This window comes from Nocardioides sp. P86, from assembly GCF_023712465.1.
Classification (GTDB): Bacteria; Actinomycetota; Actinomycetes; order Propionibacteriales; family Nocardioidaceae; genus Nocardioides; species Nocardioides kribbensis.
Genome location: NZ_JAMAYE010000003.1, coordinates 386,707 through 400,228, shown reverse-complemented (window position 1 = coordinate 400,228; position 13,522 = coordinate 386,707). Strand labels below are relative to the sequence as shown.

Annotated in this window: 10 protein-coding genes; 3 read left to right on the top strand and 7 right to left on the bottom strand. The window is 76.8% G+C overall.

Going from position 1 to position 13,522, the window contains the following annotated elements; translation table 11 throughout:
- Positions 1-129 precede the first annotated feature (129 nt).
- The 6 genes from M3673_RS15295 to eat form a co-directional block, all read right to left on the bottom strand.
- Complete coding sequence (locus M3673_RS15295) at positions 130-1,818, bottom strand: glycosyltransferase (protein WP_308196158.1); 1,689 nt, start codon at positions 1,816-1,818, stop codon at positions 130-132.
- On the bottom strand, positions 1,812-3,128 hold the full coding sequence (locus tag M3673_RS15290) for a hypothetical protein (protein ID WP_251534660.1): 1,317 nt from the start codon (positions 3,126-3,128) through the stop codon (positions 1,812-1,814). The genes M3673_RS15295 and M3673_RS15290 overlap by 7 nt, the downstream gene beginning before the upstream one ends.
- Positions 3,125-4,246 carry a WcbI family polysaccharide biosynthesis putative acetyltransferase gene (locus M3673_RS15285; protein WP_251534658.1) on the bottom strand — a complete coding sequence of 374 codons (1,122 nt, stop codon included), beginning with the start codon at positions 4,244-4,246 and terminating at the stop codon, positions 3,125-3,127. The genes M3673_RS15290 and M3673_RS15285 overlap by 4 nt, the downstream gene beginning before the upstream one ends.
- A gap of 700 nt (positions 4,247-4,946) precedes the next feature.
- A complete protein-coding gene (eutC, locus tag M3673_RS15280; RefSeq protein WP_251534656.1) occupies positions 4,947-5,717 on the bottom strand; it encodes an ethanolamine ammonia-lyase subunit EutC in 771 nt (256 codons plus the stop codon).
- Between the two features lie 119 nt (positions 5,718-5,836).
- The gene (locus M3673_RS15275) at positions 5,837-7,252 is read right to left on the bottom strand and encodes an ethanolamine ammonia-lyase subunit EutB (RefSeq protein ID WP_251534654.1); all 1,416 of its coding nucleotides are present in this window, start codon (positions 7,250-7,252) and stop codon (positions 5,837-5,839) included.
- Positions 7,249-8,703, bottom strand: coding sequence for an ethanolamine permease (gene eat / locus M3673_RS15270; protein WP_193666332.1), 1,455 nt, complete (start codon positions 8,701-8,703; stop codon positions 7,249-7,251). Before eat ends, M3673_RS15275 begins: the two co-directional genes overlap by 4 nt.
- 277 nt (positions 8,704-8,980) lie before the next feature.
- On the opposite strand from eat, the gene M3673_RS15265 reads away from it, so the two are divergent.
- A complete protein-coding gene (locus M3673_RS15265) occupies positions 8,981-9,268 on the top strand; it encodes an excalibur calcium-binding domain-containing protein (RefSeq protein ID WP_251534652.1) in 288 nt (95 codons plus the stop codon).
- Positions 9,265-10,269 carry a DUF2510 domain-containing protein gene (locus M3673_RS15260; RefSeq protein ID WP_251534650.1) on the top strand — a complete coding sequence of 335 codons (1,005 nt, stop codon included), beginning with the start codon at positions 9,265-9,267 and terminating at the stop codon, positions 10,267-10,269. The genes M3673_RS15265 and M3673_RS15260 overlap by 4 nt, the downstream gene beginning before the upstream one ends.
- A 181-nt stretch (positions 10,270-10,450) precedes the next feature.
- On the opposite strand, the gene M3673_RS15255 is transcribed toward M3673_RS15260, so the two are convergent.
- Positions 10,451-11,740, bottom strand: coding sequence for an NADH:flavin oxidoreductase/NADH oxidase family protein (locus M3673_RS15255; protein ID WP_251534648.1), 1,290 nt, complete (start codon positions 11,738-11,740; stop codon positions 10,451-10,453).
- Positions 11,741-11,960: 220 nt separating this feature from the next.
- Here M3673_RS15255 and M3673_RS15250 point away from each other — a divergent pair, with 220 nt between their 5' ends.
- Positions 11,961-13,337, top strand: coding sequence for an NAD(P)/FAD-dependent oxidoreductase (locus M3673_RS15250; protein WP_251534646.1), 1,377 nt, complete (start codon positions 11,961-11,963; stop codon positions 13,335-13,337).
- Positions 13,338-13,522 lie beyond the last annotated feature (185 nt).

Genomic DNA, 13,522 nt, shown 5'->3' with positions numbered 1-13,522 from the left:
ACGGTGGTTGAGGAGGGAGCGCCAGCGACCGTCTCGAAACCACCTGGCCACGACGGTTGAGGAGAGACCGCGCCGGCGACCGTCCCAGCACCACCGACGCGTGCCGGCCGGCGGTGACCGGCCGCTCGGTCAGCCCCAGCCGCCGAGGTAGGACTCGAACGAGGCGTCGGGCGCGACCGGCCGCAGGTCGAGGCCGGTCAGGGTGGTCTCGCCGAAGAGCGCGTCGACGCCCTCGGCGCCGGCGCGGGCCCAGCGCCGCCGGCGACGCACCGTGCGCAGGTCGGTGAGCCGCAGCCACTCCGCGGCACCGTCGCCGGTGCCCCCGCCCGACCCGACCTCCCCGCCCACCCGGACCACCCCGGGGGCGTCGACGCCGCCGACGGCGTCGAGCACCGCGCGCCAGCCCGCGGCGGGGCCGCGCACGGGTCGGCGTACCTCGAGCAGGCGGGAGGCGGTGCGCAGGTCGGGGCGGCCCAGCCGCAGCCGGTCGTCGGCGCCGCCCAGCCGGGCGTGGTCGGCGCGGGAGAGGTGCACCCGGGCCCGCGGGAGCGCGGCGAGCAGGCTGTCGACGCAGACGGCGACGCCGGTGGGGTCGAGGCCCTCGGCCACGACGACCACCGGGTCAGGCGGGCCGAGGCGCAGGCCGGTGGTCGTGGCGCCGGGGCCGTCGAGGCGGCGCGCCACGGCGAGGGTCTCGTCGAGCTTGCGCGCGCGTCGCTCGACCTCGTCGCGACCGGCCCAGTCGGGTCCGTCGTGCCAGGCCACCGCGTCGGGGGCGTGGGCGAGCAGCCCGCCGTGGCGCCACACGCGGGCCGCGAGCTCCCAGTCCTCGCCGCCGTAGGCGCGGAAGGTCTCGTCGAAGCCGCCGAGACCCTCGAAGAGCCAGCGACTGCACGCCAGCACCGCCGCGATGACGAAGCGGTAGGAGCGCTCGTCGGCGTCGAGCAGGTCGCGGCTGGCGGTGTAGGCGTCGTCGAGCCACGCGGGGGCGGGCAGCTCGCGCTGCGGACCGACCTGCTCCACCGGCGCCGCGGGGTCGGTGGCGGCGAGGTCGGCGTGGCGGCGGCGGCCCACGACCAGCGCCTCGGGGCAGCAGGCGGGCAGCCTCACCATCGCGGTGAGGAAGCCCGGCTCGGGGGTGGTGTCGGCGTCGAGGAAGACCAGCACCTCGCCGCGGCCGGCCGCGGCGCCGAGGTTGCGCGCGGCGCCGGCACGGAAGCCGCGGTCGGCCTGGCGCACGAGCCGTACGCCGTCGGGCACCGCCGGCGGCTCGCGCGAGCCGTCGTCGGCGACCACCACCTCGACGTCGCGCCAGGTCGTGCCCGCGCCGGTCTGGCGGGTGAGCGCGTGCAGGGTGCGGGCCAGCTCGCGGGGCTGCTCGAAGTGGGTGACGACCACCGTCACCGACGGCGGGCCGCCGCGGGCGGGGGCGTCGGTGCGAGCGTCGGCGTGGGTGCCGGAGTGGGTGCCGGACCGGGCGGGGGCGGAGTCGTAGGCGTCGGCGGGGTCGCGGGCGTCGGCGGGGTTGCGGGCCTCGGCGGGGTCGGGGTCGCGGACGGGGGCGTGGTCGCGGTCGCGGGCGGGGGCGCGGTCGCGGTCGCAGACGGGGGCGGGGTCGAGGACGGGGGCGGGGTCGAGGACGGGGTCGCGGTCGCGGCCGGGGTCGCGGGCGTCGCCGGGAGCGGCCGCGAGGGCGAGGTCCCACCGGTTGCCCGGCACGGGCAGGACGCCGGGCGGCGCGACCTCGAGGCCCGGGAGGTCGACGGGGCCGGCCAGCGGGCCGGTGCGCTGGGCCGCACGACGGCCTCCCGTCACCACGGCTCGAGCACCGGCTGCGGCGGGTGGGGCAGGGCGCGGTGCACGCCGGCCCACCAGGCGGCGTAGGCCCGCGCGGTGTCGCTCAGCAGGGGGCGCAGGTCGTCGGCGGCGGCGTGGGTGCGGGAGGGGTCGGCCAGGGCGGCGCGCAGCTCGTCGACCAGTGAGTCGTCGTCGTAGAGCCGGAAGCCGCCGGGGCGCAGGGCGTCGACCTCGCGCACGTAGGGCCCGTCGAGCGCGAGCGGGCGGCGGCCGGCGGCGAGCCAGGAGTTCATCGACCCCGACGCCGAGACGTGACGGTGGCCGGTGACCGGCACGTCGACGGCACGCATCCAGGCCGCGAGGTCGGCGTCGCCGAGGTAGCCGGTGACCCGCCAGCCCACCCCGCCGGTGCGGGCACGCGCGGCGAGCTCGTCGAGCAGGTCGTCGTGGCCGGCCACCGGCGCCCCGAGGGCGACGACCTCGACGTCGTGCCCCTCCTCGGCCAGCGCCGAGGCCGCGCGCACGAGCTCGCGGTGGCCCTTGTCGGGGTAGACGAAGCCCAGCAGCGCGAGGCGCACGCGCCCCGCCGGGGCCTGCGGCACGACGCCGTCGCCGGGCTCCGTCGCGTCCGCGGCATCCGCGGCCTCCGCGGCATCCGCGGGATCGACCGGGTCGAGCGGCACGACGGGCAGGTGCACCACGGTCGAGCGCAGCGCCCCGGGAGCGGGCGGCCCGGGCACCCGGTCGAGCACGCCTGCGAGCAGGTCGGCCTCGTGGTGGCTGTTGACCGCCCAGGTGCGCACGCCGCGCACGACCTCGGCGTACGCCGCGGCGCGGTCCTCGCCCGCCCACGGCTGGGGCACGTCGTGCAACGTCAGTGTCGTCGGCACCTGCGCGGCCAGCGCCACCACGGCCGCCGCCGACTTCGCGGACGAGTCGCCGAAGAGCCGGTCGGTCCAGTGCACGTGCACCGAACCCGCGCCGGTGCGACGCGCCTCGGCGACCGCGTCGGCCGGGGTGCCGACGAGCACCGGGGCGCCCAGCGCCTCGGCGACCTGACGGGCGTAGAGCGCCACCCCGTGGCGCGCGTCGTCGTGCACCAGGTGCAGCGGGAGCGCCGCCCGGCGACGGGTCTCGGCCGGGTGGGTGCGATCGGCACCGGAGCGGTCGGCCCGGGGACGACCGGCGCCGGAGTGATCCGCACCGGAGTGATCAGCACCGGTGCCGACGGTCGACGGACCGACGGCCCGGGCGTCGCCGGAGGTGGGTCCGGGGGGCGCGTCACCGGTCCCGGCGTCGCGGGTCAGGTCGCGGGGCAGGTCGCGGGTCACGGGGCGAGCCCGAGGTGGTCGAGGGTGCGGCCGTGGCGGGCGAGGGCCTCGCGGACCATGGCCGGGTGGTCGGCGTACCAGGCCAGCTGCGCCGCCAGCACGTCCCGCTCGGCGACCGACCGGCCCCCGACCCGCCAGCGGTCGGGCGAGGGGGCGGGGCCGTCGGCCGGACGGCGTACGGCGGCCACCACCGGGTGCACCGGCGCGTGCACGTCGTCGAGCAACGGGCGGCCCGGGTCGACCTCCAGCGGAGCCAGACCCAGCGAGGCGCGCACCCGCCGGGCGACCCCGGTCAGGACCCGCGGACCGGGGTGGTTGACCGTGCGCATGTCGTCGACCGCCGGGTCGTCGAGCAGGTCGGCCACCGCGACCCCGCCGTGTTGCTGCTGGCGGCGGCGCAGCTCGGCGCTCGAGTCGTCGCCGACCGCCCGCACGGCGTCGGCGGTGAGCGGGGGGAGGTCGTCGAGCAGGTCGTCGAGGCGGCTGCCGTCGGCGCCGGGGTCGGTGTGGCCGCGCGCGGCTAGCACGACGGCGCGCAGGTCGTGGTAGGCCACGACCGGGGGCACCACCCCGTCGAGCTCGGGCGGGTGGACGACGACGTGGAAGGGGTGCAGCCCGGCGTACCGCACGCTCGACACCAGGGCCGTGCGCAGGTCGGCGCGGGCGCGGGCGAGCACCTGCTCGGTGCCGAGCGGCAGGTCGCGGTAGTCGGCGCGGGTCGGCTGGGCCACGAGGAGGTCGGCGCGCTCGAGCAGCGCGTCGAGGTAGGGCAGGTCGTCGGCGGTGAGCTCGTGGATCGGCGGCACCCGCACACTCACGACGTCGCTCGTGGGCCGTGTCGGGTGGGTGCCGCGCAGGACGGCGGAGGGGGCGCCGCCTGGGTCGGTGGAGTGGGCGCCTCGCGTGTCGGCGGGCGGGTCGGTCGGCGGGTCGGTGGCCGTAGGGCCGGCCGGCTGGTCGAGGGGCTCGGCGGCGGCGGGGTCGAGGAGCAGCCGCAGCGACTCGGCCTGGCAGTTGCCGAGCAGGAGCAGCAGCGGGCGGCCGGTGGGGACCGGGTCGAGGCCGTAGAACGCGCCGTAGTGGCGGCGACGGCCGAGGTCGACGATGGTCGCGGGCACCGGGCGGCTCCTGGGGATCTCTGACGGGCGGGGGTGGTGCGGGGGCGGCCCACGGATGCAGCGGCTCGAGCCGGTGACGCAAACCGGTGACGCGGGCGGGTGACGCGGACCAGCGGTCCGGTCGACCCGGCGACCGGACAGCGTGGCTGGCGCACCGGCCGGACCGCCTCGTGGCCGACCACCCACTCCACCACTCCCCCCGCCCCGTGGGGCTCACCCGCAGGGCGGAGGGCCGGCGCGGCGGGCCGCACCCGGGGCAGGGCGTCGTAGCCGAACGGGCACACCACCGCCGCCGCGCCCCGTCGTCCCGGGCGCGGCCCGGGGCAGGGCGGGTCCGCACGGGAGCACGTGCCGCCGGCGAGCACTGTGCCCGTTCGGCTACGCCGCCCACCCGCCCCCGGACGTCATGCGTCCCGTGGATGCGCATCCACCCTTCGCATGACGTCCCACCCAGGCCCCGCGCGCCCGCCCCGGGACGTCATACGACCCGTGGATGCGCATCCACCCTTCGCATGACGTCCACCCCGGGCCCCGGCCCCAACCCGACCCGGCGCGCCCGCCGTACGCCGCGATCCGCCGGCTCGAGGACCGCCCTCGGCCGAGCCTGTCGGCCCAGACCCGCACCTGTCGGCCCGTGCGCCGGCCGACAGGTGCGGGTTTCACCAGCCGGCCGGTGAAACCCGCGCAGCCCGACCCCCGGTCAGTCGGCGGCCAGCTCGGGGGCGAGCGAGGAGTCCTTGAGGCACACGCCGGAGGCGCCGAGCTCGCGGGCGCCGCGCACGAGACCGGCCACGACGGCGGCGGCCCGCTCGTAGGAGAGTCCGTCGGGCGGGTGCACGTTGGAGACGCAGTTGCGCTCGGCGTCGCTGCGGCCGGGGCGGGGGTGGTGGGTGAGGTAGATCCCGAGGCTGTCGGCCACCGAGAGGCCCGGACGCTCGCCGATCACCACGAGGAGGGTCTCGACACCGAAGGCCTCGCCGACGTGGTCGGCCAGGGCGACGCGGGCCTGCGTGGCGATCACCGGCGGCGCGATCGTGCAGTCTTCGCCGAGGGTGGCGCGCAGGGCGGCCACGATCGCGGCGAGCAGGCCGGGTCCGTGGTCGAGCAGGGCGCGCGGGGAGAGCCCGTCGGCCAGCACGATGCCGACCTGGGCCCCACCCCCGGCACCGACGCCGGCCCCACCCCCGGCCAGCCCCGCGAGGTCGGCGGGCTGCCGGCCGAGGTCGGGCCGTCGCAGGTACTCCGCGCGCGAGGTCGCCCTGCTGGTGACCCGCAGCGGCTCGCCGAGCCCGACCGCGGCCACCGCGGGCGCCAGCGCGTCGACGTCGAGCGGCTCGTGCACGGCGTCGCGCGCCGCGGCGTGGGCGGCCTGGAACTCCAGCACCCGCCGGGTGGGCAGCGCGTCGCCGGCGCGGCCGAGACCGATGCGGGCCTGGGTCGTCGTACGCAGCGACGACCACAGGTCACCCACCACCGCCGGGTCGACCCCACCCTCCGGCGCACCGGCACCCTCCGCGGCGGATGCCGTACGCCCGCTCCCCCCGCCCACTCCAGCGGCCCCGGTCGTCCCGGCCGTCCCGCTCACCCCGGTCACCGTGCGGTCAGCTCGCGCAGCGGCGAGGCGTCGAGGTCGGTGGGCAGGATCCGGCCGGCGTCGCCGAGCATGCCGAGCCCGTCGAGCCACGCCTCGAACTCCGGCGCGGGCCGCAGCCCCTGCACCTGGCGCAGGTAGAGCACGTCGTGGAAGGACAAGCTCTGGTAGCCCAGCATCACGTCGTCGGCGCCGGGCACGGCGATCACGAACGACGCCCCCGCGGTGCCCAGCAGGGTCAGCAGGGTGTCCATGTCGTCCTGGTCGGCCTCGGCGTGGTTGGTGTAGCAGACGTCGACGCCCATCGGCAGGCCGAGCAGCTTGCCGCAGAAGTGGTCCTCGAGCCCGGCGCGCACGATCTGCTTGCCGTCGTAGAGGTACTCCGGGCCGATGAAGCCGACCACGGTGTTGACCAGCAGCGGGTCGAGCATCCGGCACACGGCGTAGGCCCGGGCCTCGAGCGTCTGCTGGTCGACCGGGCGCCCGCCGACGCCGAGGTGGGCGCCGGCGCTGAGCGCGGAGCCCTGCCCGGTCTCGAGGTACATCACGTTGTCGCCGACCGTGCCGCGGCGCAGCGAGCGCCCGGCCTCGTTGCCCTCGCGCAGCAGGTCGAGGGTGACCCCGAAGCCGGCGTTGGCCCCCTCGGTGCCGGCCACGGACTGGAAGACCAGGTCGACCGGCGCGCCGCGCTCGACCAGCTCGATGGTCGTCGTGACGTGCGAGAGCACGCACGACTGGGTCGGGATCTCGTAGCGCTGGCGGATGTCGTCGAGCAGGTGCAGCAGGGTCGCGGTGGCCTCGGGCGAGTCGGTCGCGGGGTTGATCCCGATCACCGCGTCGCCGCAGCCCAGCAGCAGCCCGTCGAGGGTGGCGGCGGCGATGCCGCGCGGGTCGTCGGTGGGGTGGTTGGGCTGCAGGCGGGTGGCCAGGCGTCCCGGCAGCCCGATCGTGGTGCGGAAGGCCGAGGTCACCCGCGCCGCGCGACCCACCGCGATGAGGTCCTGGTTGCGCATGATCTTGCTGACCGCGGCCACCATCTCCGGGGTCAGCCCCGGCGCGAGCGCGGCGAGCACCGCGGCGGCGTCGGGGCGGGTGCAGGTCTGCAGCAGCCAGTCGCGCAGCCCCCCGACGGTCAGGTGCGAGACCGGGGCGTAGGCGGCGCGGTCGTGCCCGTCGAGGATCAGCCGGGTGACCTCGTCGGAGTCGTAGGGCACCAGCTCCTCGGTGAGGAAGGTGTCGAGCGCGACGTCGGCCAGCGCCCACGCGGCCGCCGCGCGCTGCTCGTCGGACTCCGCCGCGCAGCCGGCCAGCTGGTCGCCCGAGCGCACCGGGGTCGCCCGGGCCATCAGGTCGACCAGCCCGTCGAAGGCGTACGTCGTGCCGCCGAGGTGCTGGCTGTAGCGGGGGCCGGTCACCGCACCGACGCCTCCGCCTCGGCGAGCGCCGCGAACTCCTCGTCGGGCGAGCCGGCCACCAGGTGGTGGCGGCTGTAGAGACCGAAGTAGGCCATGAACGCCACGAAGACGCCCAGGCACGACAGCGCGGCGACCGTGTCGACGAGGAAGGTGGCGACCACGGCGAGGGCGGCCACGACCAGGGCGAAGCCGGTGGTCACCGCACCGCCGGGGGTGCGGTAGGGCCGCGGCATGTCGGGCTCGCGACGGCGCAGCACGACGTGGCTGGTCATCATCAGCACGTAGGACAGCGCGGCCCCGAAGACGGCCATGTTGAGCAGCACGGCGCCCTGCCCGGTGAAGGTCAGCGCGAAGCCGATGACACCGGGCACGACGAGCGCGAGCAACGGCGCCTTGCGCCGGGTCGTGATCGACAGCACCCGCGGCAGGTAGCCGGCGCGCGAGAGCGCGAAGAGCTGGCGGGAGTAGGCGTAGATGATGGAGAAGAAGCTCGCGACCAGACCGGCCAGGCCGATGTAGTTGACCGTCGTCGCGGCGGCCCCAGAGCCGAGCGCCTCCACCAGCGGGTTGCCCGAGCCCTTCATCGCGTCGGCGCCCCCGGCGCCGGTGACCAGCAGCAGCATCGCGGCCGCGCTGACCAGCAGCAGCGCCATCGCGGCGATGATCCCGCGGGGCACGTTGCGCTCGGGCTCGGCCGCCTCCTCCGCGGCCAGCGGCACCCCCTCGATGGCGAGGAAGAACCAGATCGCGTAGGGCACCGCCGCCCACACCCCGAGCACCCCGAAGGGCAGGAAGGCCGAGGAGCCGGCTGCGTCGGTGGGGGCGATGTCGGTGAGGTTGTCGAGGTCGAAGAGCGGCACCGCCGCCACCGCGAAGACCACCAGCCCGAGCACGGCCACCGCGGTGATCACGAACATCACCTTGAGCGCCTCGCCCACCCCGGCCAGGTGCACCCCGATGAAGAGCGCGTACGCCGCGAGGTAGACCCACCAGCCGTCGGTGATGCCGAACAGGCCGAGCGACTCGACGTAGGCCCCGATGAAGGTGGCGATGGCCGCGGGCGCGATGGCGTACTCGATGAGGATCGCGGTGCCCGTCGCGAAGCCGCCCCAGGGTCCGAGCGCGCGGCGGGCGAAGGTGTAGCCGCCGCCGGCGGCCGGCAGCGCCGAGGACAGCTCGGCCATGCCGAGCACGAGGGCGAGGTACATGGCCGCGATCAGCACCGTGGCGATGAGCAGGCCGCCGAAGCCGCCCTGCTCGAGGCCGAAGTTCCACCCCGAGTAGTCACCGGAGATGACGTAGCTGACGCCGAGGCCCGCCAGCAGCACCCACCCCGCCGAGCCCGAGCGCAGGCTCCGCTTGGCGAGGTACTCCGCGTCGGCGCCTCCCGGGTCACCGGGCGGCGCAGCCGTGGACGTCGCGGCGGCAGGGGTGGTGAGACGTTCCGACATGGCGGACCAACCTTCGACGGGGTGCTGCTCGGTCTAGTGGGTCCGGCGACGCTAGGTCAAGGGTGTGACGGCCCTGCTCCGCCCGCGTTGCGGCCACGTGACGCGCGCGTCGGGCTCGCGTGCGACCCCCGCGACGGAGCCGGGTGGCCCGTCCGGCACCGCCGCCCCGGCCCGACCGTGCGCAGCGCATGGCCCGACCATGCGCCGCGCATGGCCCGTCCGGGTGGTCCTGGCCCGATCGCGCACGACGTCGGCCGCATCTCTTTACCTTCGGGGCATGACCTTCGCCCCCCGCATCGCTGCCGCCGCCCTCGCCCTCGGCGTCGCCGCCTCCCCCGCCCTCACCTCGGTGAGCGCCGACGCGCACACCACCGGCATCCACGACAACTGCACGAACCTGCAGAAGCAGTGGAAGCACGGGGTGGGTCGCAGCAACGCCGTGGACAAGACCTCGGGCAAGAAGGTCACGAACTTCTACCGCAACACCAAGGCCTACAACACCGCGGTCGCGCACAACGGCACCCTCGACGCCGACAAGGACGGCATCGCCTGCGAGAAGGCGTGAGCACGCCCGGGCCGGGGTGGCACCAGGACCCGGGTCGCCCGGCCGGGCACCTGAGGTACTGGGACGGCCGACGCTGGACCGAGGCGGTCGCCACCCCGCCGTCCGCGGCCGCCGGGCGCCCCGCGCCGTACGCCGCACCGCAGCCGCGACCCGCCCCAACCGGCGCGCCGCGCGGTCCGGTGCGCTGGGCCGCGCAGCACCGGCGGCTCACCGCGGCAGCGGCCGTGGTCGCCCTCGTGGCCCTCGCCGGAGCGGTCGGCGCCGAGGAGGACCGCCCGGTCGAGACCACGTCGGCCGACCCGGTCGCCACCGCCCCCGGGCCGACCGACCCGGCCACGGCGCCCCCGCCGACGCCGTCCGACGCCGTCGAGCCCGCCGCCGACGCGAGCACCGACCCCGCCACGACCGGCGCCGGGTCGGGCAGGGCCACACCGGCGCAGCGTCCGCCGCGCACCTACCTCGTCACCCGGATCATCGACGGCGACACCCTCGAGCTGGGCAACGACACCACGGTGCGCCTGGTGGGTGTCGACACCCCCGAGGTCGGCGAGTGCGGCTCGGAGAGGGCCACCGCGCTGCTCGACCGGCTGGTGCTGGGCGAGCGGGTGGTCCTGCGCCGCAGCGACGAGGACCGGGACCGCTACGGGCGTCTGCTGCGCTACGTCGACCTCACCTCGGGCCCGCGCCCCGACGCCGGGATGCGCCTGATCGACGCGGGTCTCGCCGTCGCGCGCTACGACTCGCGCGACGGTTACGGCGCGCACCCCCGCGAACGGTCCTACGTCGCCGCCGACCGCGCCGCCCGCGATCTCACCTGCCGTACGCCGGCGCCGGTGCGCGCCCCGGCTGCGGCCCCGGCGTCGTGCGCCGCGGGCTACTCGCCGTGCCTCCCGCTCTTCCCGCCCGACGTCGACTGCGCCGACGTCGACGGGCCGGTGCGGGTGACCGGACCCGACCCGCACGGCCTGGACGCCGACGGCGACGGCACCGCCTGCGAGTAGGGCAGGCGGGACCGCCACGGAGCCGGACGGGCACACCGCCCCGACCCGCGCCGGGCCTGGCCGGGTCGCCGCGTCCCTGCGGGCGGCGCACGGCCGGCGCGCGCCCACCCGCGGGACAGTGCCCGTCCGGCTCCGCGGGCCCCGCGCTCGAGCCGGGCCGTGCCGGCCGAGCCGGGCCCGGTCAGAGCCCCCGGCGGGTCGAGCGGATGCTGTCGCGGCCGTTGCGGGCGAGGTACTGCGCCACGTTGAGGGCAGGGTGGCGGTCGGGCGCGGGGTCGCGGCCGTCGGCCATGCGCCACATCTGCACGGAGTAGTGGACCAGCTCGGTGAGGTTGTCGAGGGTCCTGATGCCACTGCGGCGCGGGCGCACCTGGCTGCTGGTGACGCTGCCGTCGAGCAGGCCGGCGGGGGCGTGGGGCTCGACCGTGAGCGGGCGCCCCAGCCCGACGACGTCGACCGCGCCGCTGGCGACGGCCTCGCTCATCGCGCCCAGGGTGCGGAAGCCGCCGGTGAGCATGAGCGGCAGGTCGGGCACCTCGCGGCGCACGCGCTCGGCGAAGTCGACGAAGTAGGCCTCCCGGCGCCGCGTGCTCTCCTTCAGGCTCGGGTCGACACCGAGCATGGCCGCGCTGGAGTAGGTGCCACCGGAGACCTCCAGCAGGTCGACGCCCTCGTCGGCGAGCACGCGCGCGACCTCCAGGGAGTCGTCCTCGCCGAAGCCGCCGCGCTGGAAGTCGGCGGAGTTCAGCTTCACCGACAGCGACCGGTGCTCCCCGATCTCGGCGCGCACCGCGCGCACCACCTCGACCAGGAACCGGCGACGACCCGCGGCGTCGCCGCCCCAGCGGTCCTCGCGGCGGTTGGTCACCGGGGAGAGGAACTGGCTGATGAGGTAGCCGTGGGCGGCGTGCACCTGCACCCCGTCGAAGCCGGCGCGGCACACGATGCCGGCGGTGCGCGCGAAGCGGGCCACCAGGTCGACCACCTCGTCGTCGGTGAGCGCGCGCGGGGTGGCGAAGAGGCCACCGGTGCCGGGCACGGCGATCGCCGAGGGGGCGACGGGCCGCGGGGTCAGGGTGCGCGGCGCCTGGCGCCCGGGGTGGTTGAGCTGCACCCACACCTGCGCACCGCCGGCCTTGGCCGCGCTCGCCCAGGCGCGCAGGTCCGCGAGGTCGCGCTCGTCCTCGACCGCGACGTTGCCGGCCTCGCCGAGGGCGGTGCGGTCGACCATGACGTTGCCGGTGACGATGAGCCCGGTGCCGTTGTCGGCCCAGCGCTCGTAGAGCCGTCGGATCCGGCTGCCGGGCGAGAGGTCGCGGCGACCGAGGCCCTCGCTCAGGGCGGCCTTGGCCAGCCGGTTGGGCAGCGGGTCGCCGTGGGCCAGCGCGAAGGGCCGGGCGAGCAGGGCGCGCTGCTCCTCCGGGGACGGGCCGGCGTCGGGCGTCGGCGGGGTCGGCGAGGCGGCGGTCACCGCAGCATCCTCGCCCGACCCGCGGCCCGCGCGCAGCCGACGTGACGCGCGACACGTCCGCCCGTCGGCGCCGGATGATCGTGCCGATTCCGTCGTACGGCGGGGCCCTCGGCTACGATTACCGCAGCCCGCACCCCGATCGGACACCCCGATCCGCAGCTTCACCTCACGTGGGCGACCTCGCACCGACCACCTCGCACCAGCCTCCTGGAGAGACCGCATGACGACCACGCCCGACCCGCAGTCCGCGACGAGCGCGCCCGACCGCGACGTGGTGGTCGTCGGCGCCGGCCCGGCCGGGCTGATGACCGCCCGCACGCTGCAGGCGGCCGGGCTGAGCGTCGCCGTGCTCGAGGCCCGCGACCGGGTCGGCGGGCGCACGTGGAGCGACGTCGTCGACGGCGCCTTCCTCGAGCTGGGCGGGCAGTGGGTCTCCCCCGACCAGACCGCGCTGCTGGGGCTGCTCGACGAGCTCGGCCTGTCGACCTTCCCGCGCTACCGCGAAGGCCGCTCGCTCTACCGCACCGCCGAGGGGGAGACCGTGGCATACGAGGGCGACACCATGCCGGTCGGCGACGCGACCGCGGCGGAGATGGAGCGGCTCACCGCGCTGCTCGACGACCTGGCCGCCGAGATCGGCTGCCGCGAGCCGTGGGCCTCCCCGCGCGCCCGCGAGCTCGACCGGATCTCCTTCCACCACTGGCTGCGCCAGCAGTCCGGCGACGAGGTGGCCTGCGACAACATCGGGCTCTTCATCGCCGGCGGCATGCTCACCAAGCCCGCGCACGCCTTCTCCGCGCTCCAGGCCGTGCTGATGGCGGCCTCGGCAGGGTCGTTCTCCCACCTGCTCGACGACGGCTTCATCCTCGACCGGCGCGTGGTGGGCGGCATGCAGTCGGTGAGCGAGGCCATGGCCGCCGACCTCGAGGTGCACCTCGAGACCCCCGTGCGCACCATCCGCACCCACGCGGCCGGCGTGACCGTCGAGTCCGACCGGACCACCCTCACCGCCCGTCGCGTCGTCGTCGCGGTGCCGCCGAACCTCTACACCCGCATCAGCTTCGACCCGCCCCTCCCGCGTCGCCAGCACCAGATGCACCAGCACCTCTCGCTGGGCCTCGTCATCAAGGCGCACGCCGTCTACGACCGCCCGTTCTGGCGCGAGCAGGGCCTGTCGGGCACCTGCTTCGGCCCGAGCTCGCTGGTGCAGGAGGTCTACGACAACACCAACCACGACGACCCCCGCGGCACGCTGGTCGGCTTCGTCTCCGACGAGAAGGCCGACGCCCTGCTCGAGCTCGACGACGACGCGCGGCGGGCGGCCGTGCTCGGGTCGATCGCGGAGTACCTCGGGCCCGACGCCCTGGCCCCCGAGGTCTACGCCGAGTCCGACTGGGCCAGCGAGGAGTGGACCAGGGGCGCGTACGCCGCGTCCTTCGACCTCGGTGGGCTCTCGCGCTGGGGCCGCCACCAGACCGCGCCCGTGGGGCGTATCCACTGGGCCTGCTCCGACACCGCCGCCGAGGGCTACCAGCACGTCGACGGGGCGCTGCGCCGCGGGGCGGCCGCCGCCCAGGAGGTCCTCGACGCCGGCTGACCGCCCGACCGGCGGCCAGCCGTCGACCGCCCAGCGGCCGCGGGCGGCGGGGCGCGGCGCGCCGTACGGCTCGCGCTCGGCGCCGTACGGCGGGTCAGCACCCGGCTGGCCCGGCCGATCGGGTCTCCGAGCCGAGGGTCCCCCCGCCCTCCCGCCCGACCCTGCGTCGCGGCGCCCCCTTCCCC